Below are 25,161 nucleotides of genomic sequence, written 5' to 3' on the forward strand. Positions count from 1 at the left end.
GGCCCGGGGTGTCGGGCGACGCGCTCACCGGAGGAAGGCAGGAAGGGATGCTGCACAGAGGTCAAGAGAGCACGGACGGCACCGGCGGCGGTGAACTCACCGTCCCTATGGCGTGGTTGTACGCCGAGTACATCGCCGACGAGCTGCTGCGGACCGGCGATCTCATGCCGCCGACGTCCTTCGAGTTCCGCGCCGGGCGCGATGCCCTGGCGCTGACCATCTTCCTGTCCGACACCGACGGCGAGCTCTCCGGCATCCGGGTCGTCACCCAGCTGGAGACCTGGCTGTCGCTGACGGCGTACGACCAGCCGTGGCAGGACTGGGTGCGCGAGCGCATGGCGGGCCTCGCGGCCGAGGCGGTCGAGTCCGGCGGGCCCGCGCCCGACCTGGAGCTGGCCGAGGCGGCCTGGCGCTGGCTGCAGGAGACCGAGCTGCTCGCGCCCGATCTGAACGCGGTGCCGGGCGGCGGTGCGCTGGTCGGTGAGGACGAGGGGCCGAAGGTGTGGACCCCGGCGTGGCAGCTGGGGCTGCCACTCGGGCACCTCGCCATCCATCTTTTTTAAGTTCTTTTCTCCTCGGACCAATCCTCGTCCCGGGCGGCTCCGAATCATTCGGTTGCGATTCTGTACGTGGCTTGAGTGATTCGACTGCCTGGTGCGTACCAGTGGGCGCAAGGAGTAACCCACCCCGCACCCAACGGCACGAGGATTCGGCATGAGGTCCCTGGAGAGGCATCGCGACGTCGCCGCGTACGCGCTCGGCGTGCTGAACGAGGCGGAGGCATTCCGCTTCGAGGACCACCTCATGGAGTGCCCCCGCTGCGCGGCACACGTGACCGAGTTCGGGCCCGTCACCCGCCAGCTGATGCTGTACCGGCGGTCCACACCGCAGTTCGTGCACCCCATGGCCAAGCCGGGCCCGCAGCTGCTGAACCGGCTGCTCGAAACGGTGGCGGCCCGCCACCGCGCCCGGCGCCGGCGCACGCTGTACGCCGTGGCCGCCTCGGTGGTGATCGCCCTCGCCGGGCCCGCGGTCGCGATGACGGCGGGCGGCGACGGCGGGGCCGTACGGGTCGTCGAGGCGACCGACGCGCGGTCGGGGGTGTGGGCGCAGGTCACGACCGAGAACGAGGCGTACGGCACCCAGGTGGAACTGAAGGTGAAGGACGGCGCGGGTCCGCGCGCCTGTCACCTCGTCGCCGTCGGCCGGGACGGCTCGGAGGAGACGGTGACCAGCTGGTCCGCCGCCCATCACGACGCCCGCGAGAACACCATGACGGGCGCCTCGGCGATGCACCCCGACGAGATCGTGCGCTACGAGGTGCGTACGGCGGGCGGGGAGCACCTGGTGACGCTCGATCCCCGGTGATCCGCAGCCCCACTGTCCGGTTCCGTCCGCGGCGCCTGCGCCGCCGCCGACGCTACTTCAGCAGCCGCGACAGCCTCCGGTCCGCCAGTGGTTTCCCGCCCGTCTGGCAGGTCGGGCAGTACTGGAGCGAGGAGTCGCTGAAGGAGACCTCGCGGATGGTGTCGCCGCACACCGGGCACGGTTCGCCGGTGCGGCCGTGGACGCGCAGGCCGCTCTTCTTCTCGGCCTTCAGACGTCCGGCCGCCACCCCGCGCGAGCGCTCGACCGCCTCGGTGAGGGTCGTCCGCAGGGCCTCGTACAGTCTCGCCGTCTCCTCGGGTGCCAGTGACGACGCCAGTTTGAAGGGGGACATCTTCGCCGCGTGCAGGATCTCGTCGCTGTAGGCGTTGCCGACCCCGGCGATGAGGCTCTGGTCGCGCAGGGCGCCCTTGAGTTGGCGGCGCTCGTCCTTCAGCAGTGCAGCGAGCCGCGTCTCGTCGAAGTCGTCGGCGAGGGGGTCCGGGCCCAGCCGGGCCACGCCCGCGACCTGCCGCGGGTCCTGGACGACGTACACCGCGAGGCGCTTTTGGGTGCCCGCCTCCGTCAGGTCGAAGCCCGCGCCGGTCTCCAGGGCCACGCGCAGCGCGAGCGGGCCCTTGCCGGGGCGGGGCATGCCGCTCGGGAGCTCGTCCTTCCAGTGGAGCCAGCCGGCGCGGGCCAGGTGGGTCACCAGATGGGGGCCGTCCGCCGTGGCGAGGTCGAGGAACTTGCCGTAGCGGTGTACGGCGGTGACCTCATGGCCCTCGACGGCGGTGACCGGCGGGTCGTACGTCTTGAGGACGCTGATCGCGACGGGCAGCACACGGACGATCTCGTGGCCGACCAGGTTCTCGGTCAGGAAGTCCTTGAGCGCTTCGACCTCGGGCAGTTCCGGCATACGTCCAGAGTGCCACCCGGGACTGACGGCGCCAGGCGGCTGCGGTGACGTCCGGACGGCGTACGGCGGTCGTCAGAGTCGCTCGGGCACCACGAACTCGCACCACACCGCCTTGCCGCCGCCCCGGGCCTCCACCCCCCACACGTCCGTGAGCAGGTCGACGAGGAGCAGACCGCGCCCGGAGACGCCCGACTCCCCCGCCTCACGGCGGCGTGGCAGGGCGCTGGAGGAGTCCTCGACCTCGACGCGCAGTCGGCGTTCGGAGCCGGTGAGGACCCGCAGGGTGACGATGGCGGAGCCCTCGGTGTGCATCAGGGCGTTGGTGATCAGCTCGTCGGCGACCAGCTCGACCTCGTCGGCCCGGTCGACCGCGCCCCAGGCGCGCACGGCGGCGCGGATCATGTGCCGGGCTCCGGTGAGGGCCTCGGGATCGCCGGGGGCGACATGCTGCTGGAGGCGGCCGCCGGACTGCGGGGCGTCCGGGACGCGGCGGCGGAGCAGGAGCAGGGCCACGTCGTCGTCGCCGCCGCGTTCCTCGGCCACGTCGATGAGACAGTCCGCGAGGTCGCGTACGTCGTCCGGGCCGGTGGCGATGAGCGCGGTCAGGGTCCGCATGCCGTCGTCGAGGTCGACGCCGGGCTGTTCGACGAGGCCGTCGGTGCACAGCAGCAGGGTGTGGTCGGAGTCCAGCTCGATGGTGCCGACCGGGTATTCGAGCCGGCCGAACTCCGCGGACAGGCCGAGCGGCAGCCCGCCCTCGACCGGGACGCGACGGCAGGCGCCGCCGGGCTCCCGGATCAGCGGGTCGATGTGGCCGGCGCGGACCACCTGCACGACTCCGGTGGACAGGTCGGCCTCCGCGTACAGGCAGGTGGCGAAGCGGTCCGTGTCCAGCTCGTGCAGGAACACGGAGGCGCGGGCCATCACCGTGGCGGGGGTGTGCCCTTCGGCGGCGTAGGCGCGCAGGACGATGCGCAGTTGGCCCATGACGGCGGCGGCGTGTGTGTCATGGCCCTGGACGTCGCCGATGACGGCGCCGACCCGGCCGCCCGGCAGCGGGATCAGGTCGTACCAGTCGCCGCCGATGTCCCGGCCGAGGGAGCCGGAGCGGTAGCGGACGGCGATGTCGGCGCCGGGCACGCTGGGGATGGTGCGCGGCAGCATGGCCTGCTGGAGACCGGTGGCGAGGTCTTTCTCCTGCTCGTAGAACATGGCCCGCTGCAGGCTCTGCGCGATGCTGCTGCCGAGGGCGACGAGCACGTTGCGGTCCTCGGTGGAGAAGCCGCCGCGGTCGCTGTAGAGCAGGCCGATGGCGCCGATCGGCCGGGCCTGGGCGATCAGCGGCAGATAGGCGGCGGCCGTGATGTTCAGGTCGGTGATGTGCGGCCAGAGGATCGGGTAGCGGTCCGCGAACTCCTCCGGCGACTCGATGAAGCGGGGGCTGAGGGTCCGCACGACCTCGCTCATCGGGTACTGCTCGTCTATTCGGGTGACCAGGGTTCCGGGCACGAAGCTGCCCGCGGGGCCCTCGGCGACCAGCCGGATGCGGCCGGCCTCGACCAGGCCCATGACGAGGCTGGTGGCGCCGAGGTTGCTCAGGCCGTGGGTGTCCTTGAGGACGTCGATGACGTCCTGGACGGTGCGGGCGTGCGCGAGGGCGGCCGTGGTGAGCTGGACGACGCTGGTCTGCTGCCGGCGGGCCTCGTCCTCGGCAGCCCGCTCGCGCCGCTCCTCGCTCTCGGCGAGTTCGTCGGTGGCGTCGCGGACGATGCCGATGATGCGGCGCGGGCGGCCCGTCTCGTCGCGGCGGATGTAGCCCTGGGTGTGGGTCCAGCGCAGGGTGCCGTCGCGGCAGCGGATGCGGAAGTAGGCGCCGTAGTTCTCGCTGCCGTCCTTCAGGGCCTTGGAGACCAGGCCGTCCAGCCGGTAGGCCTCGGGGGGCGGCACGCGGATCGCCAGGGTCGTGGGGTGTCCGTCGTATTCGTCGGGGCGCAGGTCGAAGACCTCGTGGGCCTGGGCGTCCATGTGGAACAGACCGGTGTCCAGGTCCCAGTCGAAACTGCCCATGCGGTTGAGCGCCAGGATCGGATCCGGGTGGGCGGGCCAGTCGTCCGGGAGTGACAGGGCGCTCGCTCCCCGATCAACCATGGGGCCACCTTGCCAGCATTTGCCGGAATCTTCGACTGGGACGACGGAACTGCCTGCGCCCGGCGGGCGGGACGCCGCCCCTGCCCCGGTCAGCCGTCGAAGACGTCGGTGGGGCTGCCGAAGATGCTGTCGTTGGTGCCCGGGGCGTCGGGGATCGGCCCGCCGCCGTCGGGCACGTCGGGGGTGTCGGGGACGGCCTCGGGGCGGGTCTCCTGCGGGGCGTCCCGGGAGTCCGGGGAGCTCGGGGAGGTGTCCGGTGCCGTCCGGGAGTCGGACGGGGTCGACTCGTCGGAGGACTCCGCGGGCTCGGAGGACTCCGGTGACGCGGGCGACGCGGGCGTACGGCCGGGGTCGGTCGTCGGGGGCGACGCCGTGACGGTGGCCGAGGGGCAGTCGGCGGGAGCGGTGTCCGCCCTGTCCGCCGCGTCCGCCTCGTCCGCCGGGGTCTTCTTCGGCGGCTGGTCGGTGGCGCCGGGGGTGACGGTGACCGTCGGGGTCGCGCAGTCGGTCGGCGACTGGTGCGAGGGGGTCGCGCTGCCCTCGCCGGACGAGGAGCTGGAGGCGCTGTCGTGCGGGCGTGGGAGCGGGGTCGGGGTCACCGGCTTCGGCGGCCGCACGACATGGTCGCGGTCGTGGCCACGATGGCCGATCGGCCGCTCGATCCAGGTGTTGTCGGCGATGTCGATGATCGTGATGTTGGTGATCACCTGCGTCGTCGGGGCCACCACGATCACCTGGTCCGGCCGGTACCCGCTCCAGGGCCTGCCGCTGGTCTCCGGTCTGCCGCGCAGGCCGACGGGCGGGGCGAGCGGATTTCCGCAGGCGCAGCGGACACGCGGCACACCGCGGCTGTCGACGAGGACGGCGGTTCCCGCCTGGAGGACGGACTGGTAACCCGTCCCCATGCCGTCGCGGTACCCGTGATTGGTGACCCGGGTGTCGGCGCGCAGCACGACCGAGGTCAGGCCGCGCAGATAGCCGGGGATCGACCTCTGGGAGACGCCCGCGGCCTGGGCGAAGACACGGGCCCTGGCCCGGTCGGCGGTGAGCCGGTCGATCTGCCGCTGGACATCACAGCTGCCGGCGCCCCGGGTACCGCCGTACAGGCCGGGTGTCTCGCCGGACAGAGCCTGGAGGCCGGCCCGCCCCGCGTGCGCCGGCCTCGGGGTTCGGGTGACGGGCGAGGTCGCCGTGGAGTCCGTGAAGGGATCGGGCCCCTGGGCCGCCGCGGGCTGGAGGAGGACTTCCCCGCTCGATTCCGGGCCCTTGTCGCCGTCTCCTGCGCCGCAGCCGGCGACGGCGAGCGCCGCAGAGAGCGCGCAGGCCGTGACGATGGTTGGGGTGGGTGTCGGCACCATGTCCCTCCCGCCTGTCCTTGGGCATTTCATCACCAATGTCCGCACCATTGTCTGCTTCACTCACTTGGGTTACGCAAACGGAGAAGTGGTATACGCGGAGTCACCCGGGTTCCCGGCGCGACAATGAGGAGAGGAGGACACGGCCGTGGAGTGGTTCATCGCACCGGAGTACTGGACGAGCCGGCTGGTCTTCCAGCGGGCTCTGGCCGGCGTGTATCTCGTCGCGTTCCTGACGGCGGCCCTGCAGTTCCGGGCGCTGATGGGTGAGCGCGGCATGCTGCCCGTGCCGCGCTTCGTCGAGCGGGTGCCCTTCAAGGCCGCCCCGAGCGTCTTCCAACTGCACTACTCGGACCGGTTCTTCGCCGTCTGCGCCTGGTCGGGCTGCGCGGTGTCGGCGGCGCTGCTGGCCGGGCTGGACAATGTCGTGCCCCTGTGGGGTGCCATGCTGCTGTGGCTGGTCCCGTGGGCGCTGTATCTGTCGATCGTGAACGTCGGCCAGACCTGGTACTCGTTCGGCTGGGAGTCGTTGTTGCTGGAGGTCGGCTTCCTCGCCGTGTTCCTGGGCAACGACGAGGTGGCGCCGCCGGTCGTGGTGCTGTTCCTGCTGCGCTGGATCCTGTTCCGCGTCGAGTTCGGGGCGGGTCTGATCAAGATGCGCGGCGACGCCTGCTGGCGGAAGCTGACCTGCCTGGACCACCATCACGAGACCCAGCCGATGCCGGGCCCGCTGAGCTGGTTCTTCCACCATCTGCCCAAGCCCCTGCACCGGGTCGAGGTGGCCGCCAACCACGTCACCCAACTCGTCGTGCCGGTTCTCCTCTTCACCCCGCAGCCGATCGCGACGGCAGCCGCCTCCCTGATGATCGTCACCCAGCTGTGGCTGGTCCTGTCGGGCAACTTCTCCTGGCTGAACTGGATCACCATCGTGCTGGCCCTGTCGGCGGTCCGGTGGCCGAGCGATCCGCCGGCCGTGCCGGACGCGCCGCTGTGGTACGAGGTCGTGGTCCTGGCGGTCGCCGCGCTGCTCGTCTTCCTGAGCTACCACCCGGTCGCCAACATGATCTCCCGCCGCCAGATCATGAACCGCTCCTTCGACCCGCTCCATCTGGTCAACACCTACGGTGCGTTCGGGAGTGTCAGCAGGATCCGGTACGAGGTGGTGGTCGAGGGCACCGACGACGACGTACCGCGGGAGGACTCGGACTGGCGGGAGTACGAGTTCAAGGGCAAGCCGGGCGACCCGCGGCGCTGGCCGCGGCAGTTCGCGCCGTACCACCTCCGGCTGGACTGGCTGATGTGGTTCGCCGCGCTGTCGCCCGCGTATGCCGGGTCGTGGTTCGGCGCCCTGGTGGAGCGGCTCCTGGAGAACGACCGCGACACACTCAAGCTCCTGCGCCGCTCACCGTTCCCGCCGGACGCCCCGCCCCGCTACGTACGCGCCCGCCTCTTCCGCTACCGCTACACGACCTGGCGTGAGCTGCGGGAGACGGGCGCGTGCTGGGAGCGGACGTATGTGCGGGAGTATCTGCCGCCGACCAGGCTGGCCGGGGTGGCTCAGAGGTCGTAGACGCGGGTGGCGGTCGCCCCGAAGATCTGCTGCTGATCGGACTCGCCGGTCAACTCCCGTGTCGTGGCGACCACTTGGCCGTACGACGCCGCCAGTGTGCACACCGGCCAGTCGGAGCCGAACATCAGCCGGTCCGGGCCGAAGGCGTCCAGCACCACGTCGGCGTACGGACGCAGGTCGTCGACCCGCCAGGAGGCGAGGTCGGCTTCGGTGACCATGCCGGAGAGTTTGCAAACGGTATTGGAGAGGGCGGCCAGGGAGCGGACGGCGGTTTCCCAGGGTTCGAGGGCGCCGGCGGCGATGGGGGGTTTGCCCAGGTGGTCCAGGACGAAGGTGAGGCCGGGGTGGTCCGCGGCGGCCTCCACGCAGGCCGGCAGTTGGTGCGGCAGCACGACCAGGTCGTAGACGAGGCCCGCCTCGGCCACGGCGGCCAGTCCGCGCCGTACGTCCGCCCGCAGCAGCCACTCCGGATCGGCCTCGCCCTGGACCTGGTGCCGGATACCCTTCAGGTACGGCCCGCCGGGCAGCTCCCGCAGCCGGGCCAGCTCCTCCGCGACGTCCGGGCGGGTCAGGTCCGTCCAGCCGACGACACCCGCGATCAGCTCGTGCTCGGCGGCGAGGGCCAGGAACTCCGGGGTCTCCTCGGGCACCGTGACGGTCTGGACGAGGACCGCGCTCTCGACTCCGGCCGCGCGGGCCTCGGGCGCGAGGTCCTCGATCGTGAAGTCCCTTCGCAGCGGGCTGTGTTCGTCGATCCAGCCCTGGTCCCGTACCGACAGGTCCCAGACGTGGAAGTGGGCGTCGACGATCACGGCAGTTCCCAGACGACGGGCAGGCCGGCGTCCGCGCCCTCGCCGGAGTAGTCGTGCACCACGTCGAGCAGCTCGGCCATGCGGGCCTGCCAGGCCACGTTGACCGGAAGTTTCTCCAGCTCGGCGAGGAGGCGGCCGTAGTCCTCGCAGTCCAGGACGTGGAAGAGGTCGGTGCCGCTGCGCCAGATCGTCCAGGAGGAGGCGCCGGCGGCCCGGATGGCGTCCGTGAGCTCCTTGGGGACCTCGCGGTGGGCGGCCTCGTACTCGGCGACGCGGTCCGCGCGGACCTTGGTGTGCAGGGCGACTCTCATCACGGCTCCTCGACGAGGGCGGGCACGGGGGCGTCGGGCGGCACGAGGCCGTCGCCGCGCAGCTCCCGCCAGAAGGCGGCGGGCACGGGGGCCGCGAACTGGTGGGCGCAGTCGACGACTTCGGCCGCCGAGCGAGCGCCGACGAGAACGCTCGCGACCGCCGGATGGGCGGCGCAGAACGCCAGGGCGGCGGCGCGCAGGGTGGTGCCGTGGCGGTCGGCGACGGACTTCAGGCGCAGGGCGCGGTGCAGCAACTCGGGTGACGCGGTGGCGTAGTTGTACGTCGCGCCCGGCTTCGGGTTGGCCAGGAGGCCGGAGTTGAAGGCGCCGCCGATGACGACGGACGTGCCGCGTGCCTCGGCGGCGGGCAGCAACTCGGCGAGCGCCTCCTGGTCGAGCAGGGTGTAGCGGCCGGCGCACAGCACCACGTCGACGTCGGTGTCGCGGACGAAGCGGGTGAGCATCCGGGCCTGGCTCATGCCGGCGCCGATCGCGCCGACGACACCCTCCGAGCGGAGCTTCTCCAGCGCGGGGTAGCCCTCTCGGAAGGCCCACTCCGCGTGGTCGTCGGGGTCGTGGAGGTAGACGACGTCGACGCGGTCGAGGCCGAGGCGTCGCAGGCTCGCCTCCAGGGTGCGGCGTACGCCGTCCTCGCTGAAGTCCCAGACGCGGCGGTGGGTGGCGGGGACGGCGAAGCCGTGGGCGAGGTCGTCGCCCCCTGCGTCGGACGGCTCCAGGCGGCGGCCCACCTTCGTCGAGATCGCGTACCGGTCGCGGGGGCGCTCGCGCAGGGCCGCGCCCAGGCGGCGTTCGGACAGACCGAGGCCGTAGTGCGGGGCGGTGTCGAAGTAGCGGATGCCGCGCTGCCAGGCGGCATCCACCGCCTCGTAGGCCTGCTGCTCGCCGACCTCGGTGTAGAGGTTGCCGATGGCGGCGGCGCCGAAGGAGAGTTCGCTGACCTCGACGCCGCTGCGGCCGAGCCGCTTCACTGGTTCACCGGCCGCAGGCGCAGGCCCTGCATGCCGCCGTCGACGGCGAGGGCGGTGCCGGTCGTGGCGCCGGAGAGCGGGCTCGCCAGGTAGGCGATGGCGCCCGCGACCTCGGCGGCCGAGACGAGGCGGCCGGTGGGCTGGCGGGCCTCCAGGGCGGCACGTTCGGCGGCCGGGTCGGCGGCGGCGTCGAGCAGGCGGCCGACCCAGGGGGTGTCGGCCGTGCCGGGGTTGACGCAGTTGACGCGGATGCCCTCGCGGACGTGGTCGGCGGCCATGGCGAGGGTGAGGGAGTAGACGGCGCCCTTGGTCGCGCTGTACAGCGCCCGCTGCGGGAGTCCGGCCGTGGCCGCGATGGAGCAGGTGTTGACGATCGCCGCGTGCGACGACCGGCGTAGGTGCGGGAGGGCGGCGCGGGCCACCCGGACCATGCCGACGACGTTGACGTCCATGACCCGGTGCCACTCGGCGTCGTCGTTGTCCTCGACGGTGCCCTGGGCGCCGATGCCGGCGTTGTTGATCACCACGTCCAGTCCGCCGAGCTCGGCGACGGCGGCCGACACGGCCTCGCGCACGGAGGCGTCGTCGGTCACGTCGGCACGGAAGGCGAGCAGCGGCTTGTCCACCGACGACGGGTCCAGGTCGAGGACGGCGACCTGGGCGCCGCGCGCGGCGAGGAGTTCGGCCGTGGCCCGGCCGATGCCGGAGGCGCCTCCCGTCACCAGCGCCTTGAGACCGTCGAAGTCACTCATGCCGCGTGCCCCTTCTTCTGCGTCTGGAGGTCGGCGGCCCAGAAGGCGCCGTCCGGGAACGTGTACCGCGCGATCGACTCGGGTCGCATGGCGGCCGAGAAGCCCGGCGCGGTGGGTGCCGTGTAGTGACCTTCCCTGATCACCACCGGGTCGAGGAAGTGGTCGTGCAGATGGTCGACGTACTCGATGACGCGGTCCTCGGTGGTGCCGGTGACGGCGACGAAGTCGTACATCGACAGGTGCTGGACGAGTTCGCACAGTCCGACGCCGCCCGCGTGCGGGCAGACCGGGACGCCGAACTTGGCGGCGAGCAGGAGGATGGCGAGGTTCTCGTTGACGCCGCCGACGCGGGCCGCGTCGATCTGGAGGACGTCGATGGCGCCCGCCTGGAGGAGTTGCTTGAAGACGACCCTGTTCTGCACATGCTCGCCGGTGGCCACTTTCACCGGGGCGACCGCCTCCCGGACGGCCGCGTGGCCGAGGATGTCGTCGGGGCTGGTGGGCTCCTCGATCCAGTACGGGTCGAACTCGGCGAGGGCCTTGGTCCAGCGGATCGCCTCGTCGACGTCCCAGCGCTGGTTGGCGTCGATCGCCATGCGGATGTCCGGCCCGACGGCCGAGCGGGCGACGCGGCAGCGCCGTACGTCGTCCTCCAGGTCGGCGCCGACCTTCAGCTTGATCTGCCGGAAGCCGTCGGCGACGGCCTCGGCGGCGAGCCGGGTGAGCTTGTCGTCGTCGTAGCCGAGCCAGCCGGCGGAGGTGGTGTAGGCGGGGTATCCGCGCTCCAGGAGCCGCGCCGTGCGCTCCTGCGCCCCCTCCCGGCCCCGACGCAGGATGTGCAGCGCCTCCTCGGGTGTGAGCGCGTCGGTGAGGTACCGGAAGTCGATCTGGCGGACGATCCACTCGGGGGCGGCGTCGGCGAGGAGGCGCCACAGTGGCTTGTCGGCGCGCTTGGCGGCGAGGTCCCATACGGCGTTCATGACGGCGCCGATCGCCATGTGCATCACGCCCTTCTCGGGGCCGAGCCAGCGCAGCTGGCTGTCGCCGATCAGGTCGCGGTTCAGGGTCCCCGGGTCGGCGCACAGTTCGTCGACGGGCCGGCCGACGACATGCCCGCGCAGCGCCTCGATCGCGGCGACCTGGACATCGTTGCCCCGCCCGATGGTGAAGGTGAATCCATGCCCCTCGTGCCCGTCGGCGGCGTCGGTGCGCAGCACGACGTAGGCGGCCGAGTAGTCGGGGTCCGGGTTCATCGCGTCGGAGCCGTCGAGCTCCCGGGAGGTGGGGAAGCGGATGTCGTAGGTGTCGACCGCGGTGACGCGGTCGGGGGTCCGGGACACAGAGGGCCTTTCGGTCGGTGACGTCGAAGGTGGGGAGGGCGTGGGTCAGTCCTGGGCCCGGCCCGTCGTCACGCGGGCGATCATGAGGGCGACCAGGATGATCCCGCCGTAGATGGCCTGGATCCAGAACGACGGGACCTGGGCGAGGGTGAGCAGGTTCTGGACGACGCCGAGGAGGAGTACACCGGTCAGGGCGCCGAACATGGTGCCCTTGCCGCCGTCCAGGCTGATGCCGCCGATCACCGCGGCCGCGAACACGGTGAAGATCATGTTGTTGCCCTGGTTGGCGCTGATCGCCCCGACGTAGCCGGTCTGGATGATCCCGCCGGCGGCGGCCAGCGTCCCCGCGACCACGAACACGCCGAGCATCACCCGCTCGACCCGGATGCCGGCCGCGCGGGCGGCGTCCGCGTTGCCGCCGATGGCGTACAGGGCGCGTCCGACGCGGTGGTACTTGAGCACGAACCCGGCGATCGCGAAGGCGGCCGCCGCGAGCCACACCGACATCGGGATGTTCAGGAACGTGGTCGTGGCGAGGGAGTAGAAGCTGTCGGGCATCCCGAACAGCGTCTTGCCCTCGGTCGCGCCGACCAGCAGACCGCGCAGGACGATCAGCATCGCGAGCGTCACGATGAACGCGTTGAGCTTGAACTTCACGACCAGGATGCCGTTGAAGGCACCCACGGCCGCGCCGACCACGAGGACCGCCAGCAGAGCGAGGGCGGCGGGAAGTTCGGTGCCCCAGCCGGACTGGGCGGCGGGCAGCACGAGGAGCGCTCCGACGGCGGGCGCGATGCCGACCACCGACTCCAGGGACAGGTCGAACTTGCCGGTGATGAGGACGAGCGACTCGGCCAGCACGACCATGGCCAGCGCGGCGGAGGCGCCGAGGATGGAGATCAGGTTGCGTTCGGTGAGGAACGAGTCGTTGACCACCGCGCCGAGCACCATGAGCAGCAACAGGGCTGGTACGAGGGCGAGTTCACGGGCGCGGCGAAGGAAGACGGCCTTGGCGGCACGGGGATCGGGGACCTTGACGGGCGTAACCGGTGGGGCCTTGGTGTCAGCCATGGTCCACTCCTTCGATGGAGGCGATCAGCTCGTGGTCGCGCCAGCCCGCCGGGTGCTCGGCGACGACACGGCCGTGGAAGAGGACGAGGACGCGGTCGCAGCGGCGCAGGTCGTCGAGTTCGTCGGAGACGACGAGCACGGCGATGCCGTCCTCGCGGGCGCTGTCCACGCGGGCCAGCAGGGACTCCTTGGACTTCACGTCGACGCCCGCGGTCGGGTTGATCAGCACCAGCAGCCGCGGGTCCGAGGCGAGGGCGCGGGCCATGACGACCTTCTGCGCGTTGCCGCCGGACAGGTCGGAGACGGGCTGGTCGGGACCCTGGGTGTGGATGTCGAGGCGCTCGATGAGGGCGTGGGCGAAGCCGCGCTTGCGGTCGGTGCCGACGAAGCCGAAGCGGCCGAGCCGGTCGAGGACGCTCATGGTGGCGTTGTCACCGATGGTCATGCCGGCGACGAGGCCCTGGTCGTGCCGGTCGCGGGGGACACAGGCGACACCGGCCTTCAGCGCGGTCCGCACATCGCCGAACGGCAGCCGTCTGCCGTCGAGTTGGGCCGTACCTGCCGTCGGCGTGTGCAGTCCCGCGAAGGACTCGGCGAGTTCGACCTTGCCGCTGCCGCTGATCCCGGCGAGTCCGACGACCTCGCCGCGACGGACGGTGAGGTCGATCTTCTGGTACGCCGGTGAGGTCAGCCCCCGCGCCTCCAGCAGAACGGGGGCGTCGTGACCGACTTCCGGCTGCTGTACGGCCTGTTCGGCGATGGTCTCGAGGGACTCCCCCGCCATGGCCTCCACCAGGGCCCGGCGCGGGAGTTCGGCGACCGGGGCGGTGGTGATCCAGCGGGCGTCGCGCAGGACCGTGACGGTCTGGCAGACCTCGTACACCTCCTGGAGATGGTGCGAGATGAACAGGAAGGTGATGCCGGAGTCCTGCAGCGCCCGCATCCGCGTGAAGAGCCGCTCGATCTCGCGGTTGTCGAGCTGGGCGGTGGGCTCGTCGAGAATGATGAAGCGGGCGCCGAAGCTCAACGCCCGGGCGATCTCCAGCATTTGGCGGTCCTCGACCTTGAGGTCGGCGGTGCGGGCCTCGGGGTCGACGTGTACGTCCCAGGTGTCGAGCAGTTCGGCGGCCTCGGCGCGCAGCCTGCGCCAGCTGATGAATCCGCGCTGCAGAGGCTGCCGGTTGATGCTGTGCTTGTCCGGGGGACAACCCCCGGACCCCCGGCCGCCCCTGAGGCTCGGCCTCGTTGACTTGGCGGCGTGGATTTCGGCGATGAAGAGATTTTCGGCAACCGTCAGCTGCGGGACGAGGGTGGGCTTCTGGTAGACGCAGGCCACTTTGCGGCGCCAGGCGTCGCGGTCGGCCGGTGCGGGCGCGGGTTCGCCGTCGAAGCGGACCTCGCCCTCGTCGGGGGCCTGGAGGCCGGTGAGGATGTTGACCAGGGTCGACTTGCCGGCGCCGTTGCGGCCGACGAGGGCGTGGGACTCGCCGGGGAGGACGGTGAGGCGGCCGTCGGCGAGGGCGGTGGTGGGGCCGTAGCGCTTGACGATGTCGCGCGCCTCGACGAGGGGTGTGATCACGGTATTCCGTACCTGCGTACTCATTCGACCGTGTTGCCCCAGAGCTTGGGGTCGTCGACGTTGTCCTTGGTCACCAGCGGGGCGGGCAGCTGGTCCTCCAGGATGCCGCTGGGCAGCTTGACGATGGTCGAGTCGTGGTCGGTCGGGCCCGGCTGGAAGGTCTTCCCCTCCATCGCGGCCTTGATGTAGTACATGCCGTACTTGGCGTACAGGTCGGCGGGCTGCGAGACGGTCGCGTCGATCTCGCCCTTGCGGATGGCGTCGTACTCCTGCGGGATGCCGTCGTTGGAGACGATCGTGATGTGACCGGCCTGCCCGGCCTTCTTCAGCATCCCCTTGGACTTGAGGGTCTGGAGCGTCGGCGCGAGATAGACGCCGCCGGCCTGCATGTAGATGCCCTTGATGTCGGGGTTGGCGTTCAGGAGGGTGTCCAGCTTGGAGGCCGCGGTGTCGGACTCCCACTTGGCCGGTATCTCCAGGACCTTCAGCTTGGGGAAGTTCTTCTTCACGCAGGCGCGGAACGCCTCGGAGCGGTCACGGCCGTTGACCGAGGCCAGGTCGCCCATGATCTGTACGACCTTGCCGGAGGGGATCTGCTTGCCGAGGTACCGGCAGGCCTTCTCGCCGTACGCCACGTTGTCGGCCCGTACGACCATCGCGACCTTGCCCTTGTCGGGTGCCACGTCGACGGCGACGACCGGCACGCCCTTGCGCTCCGCCTGGTCGAGGCCGGCCTCGATGGCGGCGCTGTCCAGCGGGGCGACGACCAGGCCCTTCACGCCCTGGTTGAGCTGGTTGTTGATGTCGGTGATCTGCTGAGAGGGGTCGCTGTTGGAGTTGACCGTCTTGAGCGTGTCGACGCCTTCGGAGTCGGCCATCTTCGGCACGTAGTCGTTGTACGACTGCCAGAACGGCGAGGTCAGCAGGGGCAGGATCACCCCGACCTCGCCGCTGCCGCCGCCTTCGGCGCTCGCGGCGCCGGTGTCCTTGGTGCTGCCGCAGGCGGCGAGCACGAGCGAGGCGCCGACGACCGCGGCCACCGCTTTGCCCCTGCGTGAGCTGTTCTGCTTCCGCGCTGTTGTGCCGTGCATCTGGCGGCTCCTCGTTGAGCGTGTTCGAGCACATGGTCCGAGCAGATGCCCGCATATTTATCAGACCACTTCGCCGATACAACACCCTTCGGCAGCGGATTTTCGCCGTTTCCGGCCGTAGTGGTCCGACCACCCTGGTGATTACACTGCCGCTCACCGGGCACCCTCAGGCGCCTCGGGCGACAGGAGGAACGGCGTGGACGAGACAGCCCCGCAGAAGGGCACCGTGACGCAGCGCGCCATCGAAGCGGTCAAGGCGATGATCGCGGAGGGACGGCTGGAGCCCGGCCAGCGGCTGCCGACCGAACGCGATCTGGCGGGCCGGCTCGGCATCTCCCGCAGCTCGATGCGGGAGGCGATCCGGGCGCTGACCGTACTGGGCGTGCTGGAGGCCCGGCACGGTTCGGGCATCTACGTCACGCAGTTGGAGGCCGGCGACCTCCTGGAGACGTTCGGCGTGGTCGCCGACCTCTCCCGCGGCCCGCGTCTGGTGGAACTCCTCGAGGTGCGCCGCATCCTGGAGTCGACGGCGACGGCCCTGGCGGCGGCGCGCATCACGGCGGACCAGCTCGCGGAGGTCGAGAAGCACCTGACGGCGATGAACGCCACGGACGACCCCGAGGAGATCCTCGCCCACGACCTGGCCTTCCACCGCGAGATCGCGGCCGCCGCCGGCAACGAGACCATGGCCGCGATCCTGGAGGGCCTGTCCTCCCGCACGTTCCGCGCCCGCGTCTGGCGCGGCTACCAGGAGGAGGGCGCCTTCGCCCGCACCCGCCGCGAGCACGCCGCGATCCACCGCGCCCTGGTCGCCCGCGACCCGGAGGCGGCACGGGCCGCGGCGGCCGCGCATGTGGGCGAGGTGGAGGAGTGGCTGAGGGCGCAGCTCAGTACGTGACCGTACCTCGCGCGGTGGTCTGGACGTGGCCCTCGCCAGCGGTGCTCCGGCCCGGTGCGCCGCCCGGAGCCCGCGGTTGCCAGGGCCCGGCGATGGAGCCGTCCGGTTCCCAGCCGAACCGGCGCAGTCGCAGGCTCTCGTCCGTCCGACCGGCGGTGTGCAGCAACTGCACCGCCCGCGGCAGCGCGAGCGGGTAACCGCAGTCGGCGGCCTGCTGGTACCAGGCCACCGCCTCGTCGATGCGGCCCCCTTCCAGGAGCATCCCGGCGCCCTTCCACAGGCAGTTGACGTCTCCTGTGACCTGTGCGTGCTCCCGCAGCCACAGGAGGGCATCCTATGGTCGGCCGGCCCGCGCGAACATGTCCGCGGCCTCCCGGGCCGCATACGGGTCGCCCTGCTCGGCCGCACGCCGGTACCAGGTGAACGCCTCGTCGACCCGACCCGCCTTGGCCAGGATCTCGGCCATGGTCCGTGCCGTCTGTGTGTCTCCGCCTTCCGCCCTGCGCTGCAGCCAGCCGAGTGTCTCCTGCGTCCGGCCCGTCTCAGCGCTCAGTTCGACGGCCCGCTCCAGGGCAAGGCGGCTTCCGGCGTCGGCGGCATGCCGGTACCAGCTGATCGCCTCGTCCAGGTGGCCGGCCTCGTCCAGCATCCCGGCCACGGTGTCCACGATCTCGGTGCCCGACATCGGCGTGCACCCGGGTGGGGCGAAGCGCAGCCAGTCGCGGGCATCGACCGCCCGGCCTTCCTCGCACAGCAGGGCGGCCAGGGACCACACGGCGTCCTCGCTGCCCGCTGCCGCAGCCCGGCGGTAGGCAGCGATCGCGGCTTCCGTTCGCCCGGCCTCGCGCAGCATGCTCGCCAGATCCCACAGCGCGTCGGTGTCGCCGACGTCGGCATCCTCCCGGAGCAGGTCGAGCGCCTCGTCGACCTCGCCCACTTCGGCCAGCAGTTCGGCAGCGGTCTCCACCGCATCGTCGATGCCGACCTCGGCAGCCTGCCGGTACCGGTCGACCGCCTCCCTGACCCGGCCGGTCTCCCCGAGCCTGGCAGCCACGACTTGCTCGGCCTCGCGGTCACCGTCGTCTGCCACGCCCTCAAGCCATGCGACGACCTCTTCCAGCCGCTGCTCCCCAGCTGACGCGCGAGTCGCCATCCACTGGTGTCCGTCACTGTGCGCCTCGGCGGCCTGCCGGTACCAGTCCAGCGCCGCGTCCACACGTCCGGCTTCGTTCAGCATCCGTGCCGCCGCCCACACCGCGCCGGCTTCCCCGCCGTTCGCGGCTCTCCGATAGCAGCCCAGTGCCTCGTCGATACGGCCGGCCTCGGCCATCATGTCGCCGAGCGGCACGATGGCGCCGGCGTCACCGGCGTCGACAGCACGGCGCAGCCATGCCAACGCCTCGTCCGTGCGGTCGGCGTCCCGCAGTGTCTCCCCCATGGCCCGCATGGCCTGCCCGTCGCCCTCATCGGCGCGGCCCCGCAAGCGCGCGAGCGTCTCCTCCGTGCTTTCACCAGCCCGCGGCTCGGCCTCGCTCTCCGTCGTATCGGGGCGGCCGGCAGCCGAGTCCCTCATGGACCTGGCACCGGTCCCCCGGCCAGGCCGTGTCGGTAAAAGGGCCATCTCCCGTGCGGCATGCGGGTCACCGAGGGCGGTGGCGCGCCCATAGGCCTCGGCGGCCTCCTCCAGGTGGCCCGCCCGGCCAAGGAATCTGGCCATGATGCGCGCTGCCTGGCCGTCGCCGCCCTCCGCCCAGGGTCTCAGCCAAGCGATGGCCTCGTCCGTCCGGCCCAGCTGGTTCAACAGGTGGGCCGCCACCCGCAGGGCGTGGCGGTCACCGGCGCGGGCGGCACGCTGGTACCAGGGGATCGCCTCCTCGGCGCCGCCCGCCTCTTCCAGCAGCTCCGCCACCGCTCGCACCGCCCGCTCGTCACCGGCTTCGGCCGCACGTCGGAACCAGGCGAGGGCCTCGCCGGCACGTCCGTTGTCGTGCAGCATCTCCGCCGCGGCCCAGATGACGAGCACGCCCCCGCTTTCCGCCGCACGCCGACAGCAGTCGAGGGCCTCGTCCGGGCGCCCGGCTTCGTCCAGCATGTCGGCCAAGGCCACGAGAGCGCCAGGGGCGCCCGCCCCCGCGGCCGAGTCGTACAGACGGGCCGCGATACGGAGAAGCCCTCGATCGCGGGCCTCCCGGGCGAGCTTGAGCTGGTCGCCCGGGGCCGCATGTACGGCGAGCGCGTTCCACAGTGCTTCGGGAACGGGGGCCGTACGCCGGATGCCGCGGCCATGCTGGTCGAGGTAGTCAGCGAGTCTGAGGCAAGGTTCCGCCTGCAGTGTCCGTCCGCCCCGTGGCCGCATGCGGCTGAGGGGACCGCGGGTGCCGCGCAGAGGTGTGGCGACCTGCACGAGGGCCGCGTCCAGCCAGTCGTCACCGAGCAGATCCCACTGATCGTCGGTGAGATAGCCCTCGGCAGCGGCTTCGAGCAGTTTCAGGGGCAGGGCGAGGCCGTGCCCGAGACGCCGGGAGTCCATGGCGGCCTTGATCAGGGCCCTGCCCGCGGCAGGCGCGGTGCGAAACCGCTCCAGCAGGGCGGGAGCGCCGGCCAGGTACTGGGTGATCTGCCCCTGCTCCGCGTGCTCGACGGCGTATTTCAGGCGCGGGTCGTGCTCCGCGTGTCGGGCGGCCGCCCTCAGGTCCGGTCCGCTGAAGGCGGCCGGGACCCGCAATTCGTGACCAGTCAGCAGCGCGCGGGCCTGGGCGTGGGGATCCACGCCGGTCCGTGCGGCCGGTGAGGTGGTGAGCCTCGTCCAGTACTCGGGCCACATCGTGCCCAGCACCAGCACCGGTGCGCGGCGCGGGTCGTCCAGCAAGGTACGCAGCCCCGCGGCGACGCGTTCGCCGTGGTCGGCGGCGGGGGTGAGGAGGTAGTGCTGGGCTTCGTTGAGCCAGACCACGGTGCGCGGCGCCAGTAGGGCGAGTTCGGCGAGGGCCGCCTCGGGCCTCGTGGGGTCGATCGGGTGCCACAGGCGCCATCCGGCGGGCAGGGCGCGCAGGGCTTCCCAACACGCGCGTGTCTTGCCGGTGGACGACTCGCCCACCAGCGTCACGAGACGACTGCTGCCCGCCGCGGCCTCCGCCACGACGGTGAGCAGCGTCGCGTCGTGGGCGCGTGCGACGTAGACCGGCAATTCCGGCAGCGCCGTGCCGGCCGCAGGCGGGCCGAGGTCGATGGCCCGGTGCACTTCCAGCGCGAAGGGGTCGCAGACCGCGCAGAGCGGCTTGCCCGGTTGCTCGTCGAGGTGCGCATCGACCCACAACTCGCTGACCCTGATGGTCAGTTCCTCGCGGCTCCAGGCGGCGCGACGGCCGAGTACGACTGCCACGGCAAGCACGTCGGCCTGGTTGGCAGGCACATCGGGTGCACTGATGCAGCGTCGGACCGTGTCACGCCCGGGTGCCCCGGTCAGGGAATCGTCTGCCGCGATGTCCTCGACGATCTCGTCCAGCGTCGGGGCACCCGCCGCCAGGTACACCCGGTACAGCAAGTTCTTCAGATCGCCCAACGGGCCCGGCCCCACCCGTGCCCGTTCCAGCCGCCGCGGCCGCCTTGTGGGTCCGCCCCCGTGGTCGCCGCTCATCGCACCATGCTCTCGCACCGGGTCGGTCCCGTGCGCGTGACCGGCGCGAGCTCGCGTCCCACCGGTGTGCTCGTCGCAACTGAGGCAGCGCGCCGAAATGGGCCCGAGGCTCGTCGGCGACCGGTTGTCCCAAGCCGGACCGCCAACGCCTCACCTGGAGGAACGATGTCCCTTGACCGCAAGTCCGACGGCCCCGCCTTGTGCGACCGGGCCACCCATACGGAGTGCAGGCCGCTGGCGCGGGCCCTGCTCATCGGCTCGATCACCGCTTCGGCCCGTACGGTCATCGGCTGGCTGCTCGAGCTGATCCACTCCTGACCGCGACGGCCCGTTCGGCGGGACGTCTCCGAGCTACGACTTCACGTCGAACCCATGCCGTCGGCCCAGTTCGACCAGTGACGTCTGGCCGGGAATGCCGTTGGCGTCCGCGCCGGAGAATCCGCAGCGGTGCTGCCAGGCGGAGTACGCCTTGACGGTCGCCCCACCGAAGTGGCCGTCCGCGTACTTCGCTTCGAGGAGACCTTCCGCGACGAGCGCCTTCTCCACGGTCTTCACCCCGGCGTACGACACGGGCGTGCCCGCCTTCGCCGGATCGTGCAGGGCCGCGGCGACCAGCTTCGACACGTCGATCACCGGCCGCGGGCCGGGAACGGTCGGCGAGCCGCCGGGCCGCGGGGCGCCCTTCCGCACCCACGCGTACAGGTGCTCTCCGGGGCACGCGGTGGCGAAGCCGTCCTTGTGCCCCTTGATCTCGTTGCCGGCACCATGGCGGCGCAGCAGCTCGATGCCGTCACGGATCGCGCCGAGCATCGCGTCCGTCGGCTTGGTGAGCCCCTTGTCGCCGACCAGGCCGACGATCGCGTAGTGGGCGCGGTTGAGGGGCTGGTTGCCGTTCGCCCCGGTGCGCTTGCCGAGGCCGCGGCCCTCCAGGAGATGACCGTGCGGGCAGGCGCCGTAGTTGTAGGCGATGTCCGAGTAGTTCTCCTCCTTGTTCGCCAGATGGGAGGACCGGATGGACTTCCACTCTGCGATGCAGAGGTCGTGGTCCTTGAGGAGTTCGACACTGACCGACGTGCCTTCGTAGTGGACCTTGACGCCCTTGGTCGATTCTTGCGTCGGTGCGGCGGATGCGGGCCAGCCGAGCTGGGCGCGCGTGACGAGCTTCATGGATGCCTCCAAGGCGCGAGGTAACGCCAACCGCCTTGAGTGTGGGGCCAGTTGCCGCCGGTCTCACTGCGGCGCGCCGCAGTTCGCCGTCAGTGGACGGGCGCCCGGCGCAGTCGCAACGTCACCAGTTCGAAGGGCCGCAGGCGCAGAGCGACGCGCGCGCCGTCGTACGACGGCGCCTCCGGCAGCGGGCGTTCCAGCAGGTCCGTCGCCATGACGTCCGCGACCTCGAAGTCCGCCGCCAGCGTGGCCCGTACCCGGCCGCCGTGGGCCTCGTGGAGGCGCACCACCACGTCCCCGCTGCCGTCGTCGGCCAGCTTGACGGCCTGATGACGACGGCCCCGCGGTCCACCGTCACCAGGGGCGCCACCTCTCGCGCGCCCCTCACCGACCGCTCCGGCAGGTTGATCCGCCGGCCCTCGCGCACCGCGTCCCCGATGCCCGCGCCCGGCACCAGGGCGTGCCGGAAGCGGTGGACGCCCTGATCGGTCTCGGGGTCGGGGAAGCGCGGGGCACGCAGGAGGGAGACGCGCACCGTGGTGGTCGTACCGCGGTCGCCGTCGGCGCGGACCGTGCGGGTGACGTCGTGGCCGTACGTCGAGTCGTTGACGACGGCGACGCCCCAGCCCGGCTCCTCCAGGTGCACGAAGCGGTGGTTGCAGGTCTCGAACTTGGCCGGCTCCCAGCTGGTGTTGGTGTGCGTGGGGCGGAAGAAGTGCCCGAACTGGGTCTCCGACGCGTACCTTTCGGCGTGCACGTCGAGCGGGAAGGCGAGCTTCAGGAACTTCTCGGTCTCGTGCCGGTCGACCTCGGTGTCGACCAGCAGCCGCCGCTCCCTGGGCGCGAGCGACAGCACCTGGGTGACGCGGGAGGCGCCGAAGGACCGGACGATCCGCACGGATCCCTCGTCGTCGCCGGGGGTGACCTCGTCGGCCTCGGTCAGGTCGGTGACCGTGTCGCGGTAGAACTCGTCGACGTCCCAGGCGTCCCACATGTTCGGGAAGTCGGGGTGGAGTTGGAGGAGGTTCGCGGACCTGCCCGGCGCGATCGTCTCGCGGTCGGACTGGATGTCGTACACGGATACCACCAGGCCCTGTCCGTCGATCTCGACGCGCAGCAGGCCGTTGTCCAGGACGTGGCCGCCGGCGGGCCGTGGCGTGGGCGTCCGCCCCCGGGCCGGGGACCGTACGGCGGCGACGGAGCTGACGGCGCTGCTGGACGGAGGGCCGGCTCGGACCGTGCGGGTACCGGTGCCGCGGCTGATCGCACGGGAGAGCACGGGGGCGGCCCGCACCGACTGATCGCCTCGCCGGATCCTCCGGTCGGGCTCAGGGGGCCGGCTCCAGCACCACACAGCACTGGCCCGGAGCCGGCGCCAGGCGCGCCTCGAACGAGGTGTCGCCCGAGGTGGCGAGCGCACCGCGCACCAGGTGGAGGTTCATCCCGCACACCGTCTCGGTGTGCCCGCGCGCCAGCACGTGGAAGGGGCAGTTGCCGAGGACGACGGCCTCCCCCTCACGGCGCGGCTCGAAGCCGTACCGCTCCAGCAGGTCCACGACTCCGGTCACTGACTGGCCGCCCAGCCGCTCGCCCAGCGCGGTCGCCTTGCGGTGCAGCACCGTGCGTACCGGCTCGCCCGTGGCGTCGGACTCCTCCACCGCCTGGGCCAGCAGTCGCCCGGCCAGGTCGTAGCGCCGCTCGGGCAGGCTCACGCCAACCTCCCGGCTCGAACGCCGGTACAGCTTGGCCGGCCGCCCGGCGCCCGGCCCCGTTCGCCCGCTGCGCCGCTGGTAGACGACGTCCAGCAGCCCCTCGCCGGCCAGGCGGTCCAGATGGAACGCCGCTGTCTGCCGGGCCAGCCCCAGGGCCCGGGCGGCCTCGTCCCGGCCCACGGGGCCCGAACTGCGCGCCACATGCTCGTACAGCCGGCGGCGCGTCGGTTCCTCCAGCGCCGCGATGGCGGAGAGGTCGTCGCGGGGTGCGTCCTTCGAGTGGTCCACGAGGACAGTGTAAAACCAACCGGCATTGACTAAAGAGACACGATGCGCTTCTATCGATAACAGACATTGTTCATAGAAGGAGGGCGCCATGTCGTCCGCATCCTCGACCGCCACGCCCGCCAGCGGGCGGCATGCCATCACCACGGACCCCGGCTACCAGGCCTTCTGGATCCTGCGCGTGGGTTTCGCCGTCGCACCGGTGCTGTTCGGGCTGGACAAGTTCGCCAACCTGCTCGTCGACTGGCCGGTCTACCTCGCCCCGTGGATCGACGACATCGTCCCCGGCAGCGCGCAGGCCGCCATGTATGCCGTCGGCGTGATCGAGATCGTCGCCGGTCTGGTCGTCGCGGTGGCGCCGCGCTTCGGGGGCTGGCTGGTGGCCGGCTGGCTCGCGGGGATCATCGTGAACCTGCTGACGATTCCCGACTACTACGACATCGCGCTGCGCGACTTCGGCCTGCTGCTCGGCGCGGTCGCACTGGCGCGGCTCGCCCAGCGCCATCACCGCGCCGGACCGCGCTGACGCGAGGGAGGGCGGTCACCAGGCCGCCGAAGCCCTGGTGACCGCCCCACGCAACCGGTCAGACCCTCGACCGGTACAGCCCGAACTCCACGAGCCGGGCCGCGGCCCGCGAACCGGTCACCCGTACCCGCCACCGCCGGGCCCGCACCGGAGCCGCCAGCAGCACAATCCGGCTCACGCCGATCGTCCCGGCCCTGGTCACCTCGGTCCAGGCACCGTCGCGATGCGCCTCGACGACGAAGCTCTCCACCTGCTGCCCGTACCCGATGTCCTCCGCCAGCCGGATCCGGTCCGCCTCCCGCTCCTCGCCGAGGTCGACGGTGATGCGCCCCGGGGAGGCGGTGGTCCGGGCGCCGCGTGCCAGGTCCCGCGGGAGCTCGCGCTCCACGCGTTCGCGGAACTCCCTCAGCCGCACCACGTCCGCCGCGGGCAGCAGACCGTCCGTGTCCGGCGGGATGTTGAGCAGGAGCACCGAGTTGCGGCCCACGGACCGGAAGTAGATGTCCGTCAACTGCTCGACGCTCTTGGGCTGTTGGTCGGCGTGGTAGAACCAGCCGTCCCGGATGGACACGTCGCACTCGGCCGGCCACCACTGGAGGTGGTCGGCGACCGGCCGGGCCTTCACCAGGGCGTCCCTGCTGCCCATGTCGGGGGCGTCGTAGGCGAGGGCGTAGTCCGTCCGGCCGTAGTCCTTCTCCTGGACCGGTACGACACTCCACTCGTCCTCCCGCGCCAGCCCGCCCTCGTTGCCGACCCAGCGCACATCCGGGCCGGACACGGCGATCACGGCGTCCGGCGCGAGCGAGCGGACGAGGGCGTACCAGCTGTCCCAGTCGTACTTCTCCACCTTGTCCGGCGGGATGCGTCCCTGCGCGCCGTCGAACCAGACCTCGTCGACCGGGCCGTACTCGGTGAGGACCTCGTAGAGCTGGTTGAGCATATGGGCGCCGTAGTCGGTGGCCGGGAGGGTGTACGTCCGTGGCGGTGTGCGGTCGTCGCCGTCGACGAGGGTGGGGATGGTGCGGTCGGTGCGGGCGCTGCCGTTGGCGTAGACGCCGTGGAGGTACTGGTTCTCGTCGGCGGGCGAGACGTAGACGCCGACCTTGATGCCGTGCCGCCGCATGGAGTCGGCGAAGGAACGCAGGACGTCGCCCTGACCGTCGCGCCAACTGCTCGATGCCACCGAGTGGTTGGTGTAGCGGGTCTGGTGGAGCACGAAGCCGTCGTGGTGCTTGACGGTCAGGACGGCGAGCCGGAAGCCGCCGTCGCGCAGGGCGCGGGCCCACTGGTCGGTGTCGAGGCCGGTCGGCTGGAACACGTCCGGGTCCTCGTCGCCCGTGCCCCATTCCAGGCCGGTGAAGGTGTTCACGCCGAAGTGCAGGAACGCGGTGCGCTCCAGGCGCTGCCAGGCGATCTGCCGTGCGGTGGGGCGGACTTGGGAGGCTTTGCGGACGAGGTCCGCCTCGGTGTCGTCGGGGCTGACGGGGATGCGGTACCGGAGGTCTTCGGTGGCGGCGGGTGCTCGGTGTGCCGCCAGGGCGGGTCTGGTGGCGCCGGTCACGGCGAGGGCGGCGGCTGTCGCGACGAAGACACGTCGGGATACGGCCATGGGGCGGCTCCTCTGGTCAGGTCCT

The 25,161-nt window shown here is 71.7% G+C and carries 22 protein-coding genes and 2 pseudogenes; 7 read left to right on the plus strand and 17 right to left on the minus strand.

Translation table 11 applies throughout. The annotated features are described in order from the left end of the window. The first annotated feature begins 47 nt into the window (after window positions 1-47). Window positions 48-563, plus strand: coding sequence for a hypothetical protein (locus QQM39_RS03335; protein ID WP_093903596.1), 516 nt, complete (start codon window positions 48-50; stop codon window positions 561-563). A gap of 151 nt (window positions 564-714) precedes the next feature. After that, on the plus strand, window positions 715-1,368 hold the full coding sequence (locus QQM39_RS03340) for a zf-HC2 domain-containing protein (RefSeq protein WP_301995085.1): 654 nt from the start codon (window positions 715-717) through the stop codon (window positions 1,366-1,368). 52 nt (window positions 1,369-1,420) lie between these two features. Here QQM39_RS03340 and QQM39_RS03345 read toward each other — a convergent pair whose 3' ends face one another. The 3 genes from QQM39_RS03345 to QQM39_RS03355 all read right to left on the minus strand — a co-directional run bounded on the left by QQM39_RS03345 (window position 1,421) and on the right by QQM39_RS03355 (window position 5,790). Beyond that, on the minus strand, window positions 1,421-2,284 hold the full coding sequence (locus tag QQM39_RS03345) for an Fpg/Nei family DNA glycosylase (protein ID WP_301995086.1): 864 nt from the start codon (window positions 2,282-2,284) through the stop codon (window positions 1,421-1,423). A gap of 72 nt (window positions 2,285-2,356) precedes the next feature. Beyond that, a complete protein-coding gene (locus QQM39_RS03350) occupies window positions 2,357-4,432 on the minus strand; it encodes a SpoIIE family protein phosphatase (RefSeq protein WP_301995087.1) in 2,076 nt (691 codons plus the stop codon). Window positions 4,433-4,521: 89 nt separating this feature from the next. Further along, on the minus strand, window positions 4,522-5,790 hold the full coding sequence (locus QQM39_RS03355; protein WP_301995088.1) for a DUF6777 domain-containing protein: 1,269 nt from the start codon (window positions 5,788-5,790) through the stop codon (window positions 4,522-4,524). A 145-nt stretch (window positions 5,791-5,935) separates the two neighbouring features. Here QQM39_RS03355 and QQM39_RS03360 point away from each other — a divergent pair, with 145 nt between their 5' ends. Continuing rightward, complete coding sequence (locus QQM39_RS03360; protein WP_301995089.1) at window positions 5,936-7,357, plus strand: lipase maturation factor family protein; 1,422 nt, start codon at window positions 5,936-5,938, stop codon at window positions 7,355-7,357. Here the strand turns inward: QQM39_RS03360 and QQM39_RS03365 are convergent. The 8 genes from QQM39_RS03365 to QQM39_RS03400 are packed head-to-tail and all read right to left on the minus strand — an operon-like array spanning window position 7,345 to window position 15,302. Further along, complete coding sequence (locus QQM39_RS03365; RefSeq protein WP_301995090.1) at window positions 7,345-8,169, minus strand: amidohydrolase; 825 nt, start codon at window positions 8,167-8,169, stop codon at window positions 7,345-7,347. The two genes, QQM39_RS03360 and QQM39_RS03365, sit on opposite strands and share 13 nt — an antisense overlap. Then, the gene (locus tag QQM39_RS03370) at window positions 8,166-8,480 is read right to left on the minus strand and encodes an L-rhamnose mutarotase (protein WP_301995093.1); all 315 of its coding nucleotides are present in this window, start codon (window positions 8,478-8,480) and stop codon (window positions 8,166-8,168) included. The genes QQM39_RS03365 and QQM39_RS03370 overlap by 4 nt, the downstream gene beginning before the upstream one ends. Then, a complete protein-coding gene (locus QQM39_RS03375; RefSeq protein WP_301995095.1) occupies window positions 8,480-9,469 on the minus strand; it encodes an aldo/keto reductase in 990 nt (329 codons plus the stop codon). Before QQM39_RS03375 ends, QQM39_RS03370 begins: the two co-directional genes overlap by 1 nt. Next, window positions 9,466-10,221, minus strand: a complete 756-nt coding sequence (locus QQM39_RS03380) for an SDR family NAD(P)-dependent oxidoreductase (protein WP_301995097.1) — start codon at window positions 10,219-10,221, stop codon at window positions 9,466-9,468. Before QQM39_RS03380 ends, QQM39_RS03375 begins: the two co-directional genes overlap by 4 nt. Next, window positions 10,218-11,561: an L-fuconate dehydratase gene (locus tag QQM39_RS03385; protein WP_301995099.1), complete on the minus strand. Its 1,344-nt coding sequence runs from the start codon at window positions 11,559-11,561 to the stop codon at window positions 10,218-10,220. The genes QQM39_RS03380 and QQM39_RS03385 overlap by 4 nt, the downstream gene beginning before the upstream one ends. A gap of 45 nt (window positions 11,562-11,606) precedes the next feature. After that, window positions 11,607-12,632, minus strand: a complete 1,026-nt coding sequence (locus QQM39_RS03390; RefSeq protein ID WP_301995100.1) for an ABC transporter permease — start codon at window positions 12,630-12,632, stop codon at window positions 11,607-11,609. After that, entirely contained in the window at window positions 12,625-14,211 is a 1,587-nt protein-coding gene (locus QQM39_RS03395; protein WP_301995102.1) for a sugar ABC transporter ATP-binding protein, read from the minus strand. The genes QQM39_RS03390 and QQM39_RS03395 overlap by 8 nt, the downstream gene beginning before the upstream one ends. A 20-nt stretch (window positions 14,212-14,231) precedes the next feature. Next, entirely contained in the window at window positions 14,232-15,302 is a 1,071-nt protein-coding gene (locus tag QQM39_RS03400; protein ID WP_301995103.1) for a sugar ABC transporter substrate-binding protein, read from the minus strand. Between the two features lie 196 nt (window positions 15,303-15,498). On the opposite strand from QQM39_RS03400, the gene QQM39_RS03405 reads away from it, so the two are divergent. Beyond that, a complete protein-coding gene (locus QQM39_RS03405; protein WP_301995104.1) occupies window positions 15,499-16,200 on the plus strand; it encodes a FadR/GntR family transcriptional regulator in 702 nt (233 codons plus the stop codon). Here QQM39_RS03405 and QQM39_RS03410 read toward each other — a convergent pair. Further along, window positions 16,190-16,462 (minus strand): hypothetical protein, encoded by a 273-nt coding sequence (locus tag QQM39_RS03410; RefSeq protein WP_301995105.1) that lies wholly within the window; start codon window positions 16,460-16,462, stop codon window positions 16,190-16,192. The genes QQM39_RS03405 and QQM39_RS03410 overlap by 11 nt on opposite strands. Before the next feature lie 72 nt (window positions 16,463-16,534). After that, complete coding sequence (locus QQM39_RS03415; RefSeq protein ID WP_301995107.1) at window positions 16,535-19,837, minus strand: tetratricopeptide repeat protein; 3,303 nt, start codon at window positions 19,835-19,837, stop codon at window positions 16,535-16,537. A 165-nt stretch (window positions 19,838-20,002) separates the two neighbouring features. On the opposite strand from QQM39_RS03415, the gene QQM39_RS03420 reads away from it, so the two are divergent. Beyond that, window positions 20,003-20,155, plus strand: a complete 153-nt coding sequence (locus QQM39_RS03420; protein ID WP_301995108.1) for a hypothetical protein — start codon at window positions 20,003-20,005, stop codon at window positions 20,153-20,155. A gap of 33 nt (window positions 20,156-20,188) precedes the next feature. Here the strand turns inward: QQM39_RS03420 and QQM39_RS03425 are convergent, their stop codons facing one another. Beyond that, a complete protein-coding gene (locus QQM39_RS03425; protein ID WP_301995109.1) occupies window positions 20,189-21,004 on the minus strand; it encodes an N-acetylmuramoyl-L-alanine amidase in 816 nt (271 codons plus the stop codon). A gap of 89 nt (window positions 21,005-21,093) precedes the next feature. After that, window positions 21,094-22,157: pseudogene (locus QQM39_RS03430) on the minus strand (glycoside hydrolase family 38 C-terminal domain-containing protein); the annotation flags it as partial. 31 nt (window positions 22,158-22,188) lie between these two features. On the opposite strand from QQM39_RS03430, the pseudogene QQM39_RS03435 reads away from it, so the two are divergent. Next, a pseudogene (locus tag QQM39_RS03435) lies at window positions 22,189-22,305 on the plus strand (LacI family transcriptional regulator); the annotation flags it as partial. A gap of 27 nt (window positions 22,306-22,332) precedes the next feature. Here QQM39_RS03435 and QQM39_RS03440 read toward each other — a convergent pair. Continuing rightward, entirely contained in the window at window positions 22,333-23,004 is a 672-nt protein-coding gene (locus QQM39_RS03440; protein WP_301995110.1) for a metalloregulator ArsR/SmtB family transcription factor, read from the minus strand. Between the two features lie 88 nt (window positions 23,005-23,092). Here QQM39_RS03440 and QQM39_RS03445 point away from each other — a divergent pair, with 88 nt between their 5' ends. Continuing rightward, window positions 23,093-23,527, plus strand: a complete 435-nt coding sequence (locus tag QQM39_RS03445; protein ID WP_301995111.1) for a hypothetical protein — start codon at window positions 23,093-23,095, stop codon at window positions 23,525-23,527. A 58-nt stretch (window positions 23,528-23,585) separates the two neighbouring features. Here QQM39_RS03445 and QQM39_RS03450 read toward each other — a convergent pair whose 3' ends face one another. Further along, window positions 23,586-25,136: an alpha-L-fucosidase gene (locus QQM39_RS03450; protein ID WP_301995113.1), complete on the minus strand. Its 1,551-nt coding sequence runs from the start codon at window positions 25,134-25,136 to the stop codon at window positions 23,586-23,588. Window positions 25,137-25,161 lie beyond the last annotated feature (25 nt).

This window comes from Streptomyces sp. DT2A-34 (genome assembly GCF_030499515.1).
Lineage (GTDB): Bacteria > Actinomycetota > Actinomycetes > Streptomycetales > Streptomycetaceae > Streptomyces.

What these genes read in the sequence shown, in the direction of transcription:
- QQM39_RS03400 (WP_301995103.1), bottom strand. Translation starts at nt 15,302, where the DNA reads ATGCACGGCACAACAGCGCGGAAGCAGAACAGCTCACGCAGGGGCAAA.
- QQM39_RS03370 (WP_301995093.1), bottom strand. Translation starts at nt 8,480, where the DNA reads ATGAGAGTCGCCCTGCACACCAAGGTCCGCGCGGACCGCGTCGCCGAG.
- QQM39_RS03410 (WP_301995105.1), bottom strand. Translation starts at nt 16,462, where the DNA reads ATGCTCCTGGAAGGGGGCCGCATCGACGAGGCGGTGGCCTGGTACCAG.
- QQM39_RS03445 (WP_301995111.1), top strand. Translation starts at nt 23,093, where the DNA reads ATGTCGTCCGCATCCTCGACCGCCACGCCCGCCAGCGGGCGGCATGCC.
- QQM39_RS03335 (WP_093903596.1), top strand. Translation starts at nt 48, where the DNA reads ATGCTGCACAGAGGTCAAGAGAGCACGGACGGCACCGGCGGCGGTGAA.
- QQM39_RS03350 (WP_301995087.1), bottom strand. Translation starts at nt 4,432, where the DNA reads ATGGTTGATCGGGGAGCGAGCGCCCTGTCACTCCCGGACGACTGGCCC.
- QQM39_RS03380 (WP_301995097.1), bottom strand. Translation starts at nt 10,221, where the DNA reads ATGAGTGACTTCGACGGTCTCAAGGCGCTGGTGACGGGAGGCGCCTCC.
- QQM39_RS03420 (WP_301995108.1), top strand. Translation starts at nt 20,003, where the DNA reads ATGTCCCTTGACCGCAAGTCCGACGGCCCCGCCTTGTGCGACCGGGCC.
- QQM39_RS03355 (WP_301995088.1), bottom strand. Translation starts at nt 5,790, where the DNA reads ATGGTGCCGACACCCACCCCAACCATCGTCACGGCCTGCGCGCTCTCT.
- QQM39_RS03450 (WP_301995113.1), bottom strand. Translation starts at nt 25,136, where the DNA reads ATGGCCGTATCCCGACGTGTCTTCGTCGCGACAGCCGCCGCCCTCGCC.
- QQM39_RS03345 (WP_301995086.1), bottom strand. Translation starts at nt 2,284, where the DNA reads ATGCCGGAACTGCCCGAGGTCGAAGCGCTCAAGGACTTCCTGACCGAG.
- QQM39_RS03390 (WP_301995100.1), bottom strand. Translation starts at nt 12,632, where the DNA reads ATGGCTGACACCAAGGCCCCACCGGTTACGCCCGTCAAGGTCCCCGAT.
- QQM39_RS03425 (WP_301995109.1), bottom strand. Translation starts at nt 21,004, where the DNA reads ATGAAGCTCGTCACGCGCGCCCAGCTCGGCTGGCCCGCATCCGCCGCA.
- QQM39_RS03415 (WP_301995107.1), bottom strand. Translation starts at nt 19,837, where the DNA reads ATGAGCGGCGACCACGGGGGCGGACCCACAAGGCGGCCGCGGCGGCTG.
- QQM39_RS03340 (WP_301995085.1), top strand. Translation starts at nt 715, where the DNA reads ATGAGGTCCCTGGAGAGGCATCGCGACGTCGCCGCGTACGCGCTCGGC.